The organism is Streptomyces sp. NPDC006624, assembly GCF_040611555.1.
Lineage (GTDB): Bacteria > Actinomycetota > Actinomycetes > Streptomycetales > Streptomycetaceae > Streptomyces.
On the sequence record NZ_JBEXOM010000055.1, the window covers coordinates 1 to 1,796 of the forward strand.

A 1,796-nucleotide genomic window follows, 5' to 3' on the forward strand; every position below is an offset into this window, starting at 1 on the left:
GTGATCCACCACCCGGATGATCTTTGAAGACGGACCCTAGTTGCAGTTTTGGAAACCACGTGCGTAAGCTGAAGGCACAGCGACTGACCACCGCGAAAGGCCGAACATGGGGGACAACGTGAACTCCGCAGAGCAACTGCGTGCCGTAGAGGACGCCCCGAACCTCACACAAGCCGCCACCACCAGCGAGCGTGCCCTGGGTGCCCTGTCGGCCCTGATGCTCTTCGCCATGCTTGCCGCAGCAGCCGCCATCGAGATCCCCGTAGGCGTGGGCTGCGTCGTTCTGCTGCTCGCCCTGGTTCTCGTGATGCGCTGGCGCTGGTTCCACCTGCGGGCACCCAGCCGGAGGCCGCACTCCAAGGTGGAGGAATGGACCTCCTTCCTCGTCCCGGTTTCCCTGGCGATTCCCGCGCTGGGGCTGCTGTGGAACAACCCCGTGGAACTTGCGGGGGCCCTGGTGGCCGCGGCCGTACCGACCGCTGTGTTCACCGGTTATCTCGCACTGCGGTGGAGGCGCTGACATGACCCCTCAGCCGCGGACGCGTCTGACGACGGTGATGCACTCCCCCACACGTCTCGCCATTCTGGGGGTCCTGAGACATGTCCAGCAGATCAATTTCGCCGATCTGCAGAATTCCCTGGAACTCTCCACTCCTGAACTCTCCCGGCAATTGGGCATCTTGGAGAAAGAGAACCTCGTCGAGATCGCCAAGTTCCGCGAGCGGCGGCATGCGGTGACCCGGGTCCGCCTCTCGCCCGCAGGCCGCAAACAATTCGAGGAGTACCTGGACGAACTGCGCAAGGTCGTCCAGGCAGACCTCGAGTAGCGGGACGCGCGAATGCCGGCACGGAGACGGGGCGGGCCAGAACAGCCCGCCCCGTTGCTCCCGTCCAGTCGCACAACTCCCTCAGAGTTTGTGGACCTGCGCGGTCGTCACGCCCAAGGGGTGGCACACCAGATGCCACTGGCAGCGAGGGTGGCAGCGAGCCCCACGACCCCGCCCTTGACGGCGATCTTGAGCCCCCGCTTGGCTGCTTCCTTGGTGATCAGCCGGGCAGCGTCGGACCACTTCTTCTCCGACAGCTTGTTCATGATGGCGGACGTCGCACCGCCGAGACCACCCAAGCCCACAGCCTTCAGCAGGCACTTGCCGTAGCTGTCCTTGCTCGCCGCAGCCGCCCGCGGTCCGGACGACGCCTTGGACTTGGCCGCACCCGCACGCTGCTCCGCGATCTGGGTTTCCACCGCGTCGGCGAATTCCTTGCCGAACTTGGCCTCGGCGGCAGCACGGTCGAACGTGCCGTCGGCTGCGCTCAGTTCGCCACCGTAGATGGCCTCCAGGTATCGCGCCAGCTCGTCGATCTGCTGCTGGGAGAGCTCCTCAGCGGACACCGAGGTGGCGACCGGCGCCTCAGGGGCGGCGTGTGCCGAGCTGACACCGCTGAAGGTGACGGCAGCCGCGCACACAAGAGACACCAGCGCCGCACGGCGGCGGAAGGTCCTCACAACTAACTCCTTGGTCAGAGAAGAAAGACAGGGGCTACTGCCCCATCAATTCACCGGGACCGCGCGCACGTTGGTCGTTCGTGCCGGTGTTCCCCCACGCGGCCCGGACGAAGATCACTTAATCATGACGGAGATGTCAGGCCAAAGCCAGAAAGGCCAAGCTGAGGAAGATCTGAGGTTCACTCAGCTTCGGTCAACATTCAAATAAGGGATCCGTGCGAGCGATTTACCCAACGGCCTCCCTCTCTCGCCTCTGCCCCTCCGCTTTCAGACCGCTGGCAGCCGCTGT

At 64.7% G+C, this 1,796-nt stretch carries 3 protein-coding genes; 2 read left to right on the top strand and 1 reads right to left on the bottom strand.

All coding sequences use genetic code 11. The annotated features are described in order from the left end of the window. Positions 1–118 precede the first annotated feature (118 nt). Entirely contained in the window at positions 119–520 is a 402-nt protein-coding gene (locus tag ABZY20_RS37090; RefSeq protein WP_356447922.1) for a hypothetical protein, read from the top strand. Position 521: 1 nt separating this feature from the next. Beyond that, a complete protein-coding gene (locus tag ABZY20_RS37095) occupies positions 522–827 on the top strand; it encodes a transcriptional regulator (RefSeq protein WP_356447924.1) in 306 nt (101 codons plus the stop codon). 107 nt (positions 828–934) lie between these two features. Here the strand turns inward: ABZY20_RS37095 and ABZY20_RS37100 are convergent, their stop codons facing one another. Continuing rightward, positions 935–1,507, bottom strand: a complete 573-nt coding sequence (locus ABZY20_RS37100; RefSeq protein WP_356447926.1) for a hypothetical protein — start codon at positions 1,505–1,507, stop codon at positions 935–937. Positions 1,508–1,796 lie beyond the last annotated feature (289 nt).

Bases quoted from the DNA above. Each gene is read 5' to 3' on its own strand.
- ABZY20_RS37095 (WP_356447924.1), top strand. From the start codon at position 522: ATGACCCCTCAGCCGCGGACGCGTCTGACGACGGTGATGCACTCCCCC.